We start from the raw sequence: 2,256 nt of genomic DNA on the forward strand, positions 1-2,256 counted from the left end.
TTACGGTTATTATTGCATTACTGGCGTTAGCTGTTCCACAAATTCCATTCTTAACAATGATGGGGATTTCAGCAGCGTTAACGGTATTCATTGCCATTTTAATTGCGGTGATTGTTACACCAGCAGTGTTGATGTTAATTGGTAAAAAAATTACACCACCAGTTGACCGTAAAAAGACGTTAGCCGAAAAAGTAACAGACCGAGTGAAATTCTCAGGAAAGCTACTACAAGGCTGGGCAAAAGTATTAAACAAAATTCCAGTATTAATCGCAACACTTACCATCGCCTTTTTAGCGATTACAGCGATTCCAATTTTCCATATGGAACTTGGCCTACCAGATGATAGTGTTTACGAAGAGGGGACACCTCAGCGTGATGCGTATGATTTATTAAAAGAGGGCTATGGTGAAGGGGTTCACGCTTCACTTGTTGTCGTAGCAGAGGCGACAGAAAAAGATGGGGAAGTGCTATCGAAACTTGAGCAACTGCAAGCTGATATTTTAGCAATGGATCATGTTGATCTGATTACGAATGTCATTCCAAAAGAATCAGGCGAAATGGCCGTACTTACATTAAATCCAACGAATGGACCAAGTGATCAAGAAACAATTGAACTTGTGCATGAGCTACGTAATGCAAAATTTGATGGCGTGAAGTTAAATGTTACTGGTAATACAGCGATGTACATTGATATTTCAGAACGTTTATCAGATGCCTTACCAGTATTCGCATCGATCATTGTTGTATTAGCATTCATTATTTTCATGATTGCGTTCCGCTCAATCTTAGTGCCACTTAAAGCGGTGCTTGGTTTCGTCTTATCCTTAGGTGCAACTTTAGGGTTTGTCACATGGGTTGTACAGGACGGTAACTTCTATGAACTGTTTGGATTCGTTACAACGAGTCCAGTATTAAGTTTCTTACCGATTATTGCAACAGGTATTCTATTTGGTTTAGCGATGGACTACGAAGTGTTCTTAGTAAGTCGTATGCGTGAAGAGTTTGCACATTCTGGAAACGCACGTAAAGCAGTGATGGCGGGTGTACGTGATAGTGGTGGCGTTGTTGTAGCCGCTGCACTAATCATGGTTGCTGTGTTTGGAGGATTTATGTTCTCATCAGATCCAATGACAAAAATTATCGGGTTAACGTTAACATTTGGTGTTATTTTCGATGCGTTCGTTGTCCGAATGATGATGGTACCAGCTGTTATGATGTTACTTGGTAAATCAGCATGGTATATGCCAAAATGGTTAGACCGCATTTTACCGAACGTCGATATGGAAGGCGAAGAAGTACTGAAAATGGTTGAAAAAGAGAAAGTGAAAAAGAACAAGTAGTAGCTGAAGTATAGGAGGGAAGCATGAGTAAAGTAACGATGATTTTCGGGATTTCTCTTGTGCTACTCGTTTACGGCGGGGCCAATGTATATATTGGTCACCGCTTATATCGTTGGGGCACACTATTATTGCCATCGATGAATGCTTGGGTGTTCGCGTATATATACGGCATCATCGCCTTAACATTTTTACTTGCATTTGCCCCTTTACCAAAAGGGATTAATGACGTTGCAACAACGTTCGGTTCCTATTGGATGGGGATCTTTATTTATCTATTCTTATGTATTGCCGTAGTTGATATTTTAGTAGGAATCGGAGCACTTACAGGTATCATTCCAAAACCAGTACCAGACATCGTGCGTTTTTGGGCAGGGCTAAGCTCGATTTTAATGACAATTAGTTTTGTGACATATGGGATTTACAATGCCACGATTATTAAAGAAGTACGGTATGACATTCAATTAAAAGAGGGTGTCACGTCTCCAAATTTGAAAATGGTGATGTTGAGTGACCTTCATTTAGGTGCTGTACGTTCAGAAACACGATTAGAGGAAATTGTGGAGCGAGTGAATACGATGGAGCCAGATATCATTGTCATTCCAGGCGATATTTTTAATGATGATTTTACCGCCATTCAAGATCCGAAACGTGTAAGTGACTTATTCAAGCAGTTGAAAGCAACATACGGTGTGTATGGTACATTAGGCAATCACGATGGCGGAAAGACATTCTCCCAAATGGTACAGTTGCTTGAAGAAAGCAATATTACACTATTAAACGATGAATATGTCGTCATTGATGATAAATTGGCGTTAGTAGGACGTGTGGACCCTTCTCCCATTGGTGGTTTTAATGGACTGAAGCGTCAAGATGTGAGCCATTTACTGAAAGAAATCGATTCAAGCATGCCTACAAT

At 40.2% G+C, this 2,256-nt stretch carries 2 protein-coding genes; both read left to right on the plus strand.

Annotation, left to right across the window (positions count from 1 at the left end; translation table 11 throughout):
* Window positions 1–1,340 (plus strand): MMPL family transporter (locus tag QI30_RS05625; protein ID WP_148113852.1); only part of this gene is annotated, 1,340 nt, incomplete at its 5' end.
* Window positions 1,341–1,363: 23 nt separating this feature from the next.
* On the plus strand, window positions 1,364–2,256 hold an 893-nt coding region (locus QI30_RS05630; RefSeq protein ID WP_126989956.1), incomplete at its 3' end, for a metallophosphoesterase.

This window comes from Candidatus Kurthia intestinigallinarum, assembly GCF_003991225.1.
GTDB lineage: Bacteria > Bacillota > Bacilli > Bacillales_A > Planococcaceae > Kurthia > Kurthia populi.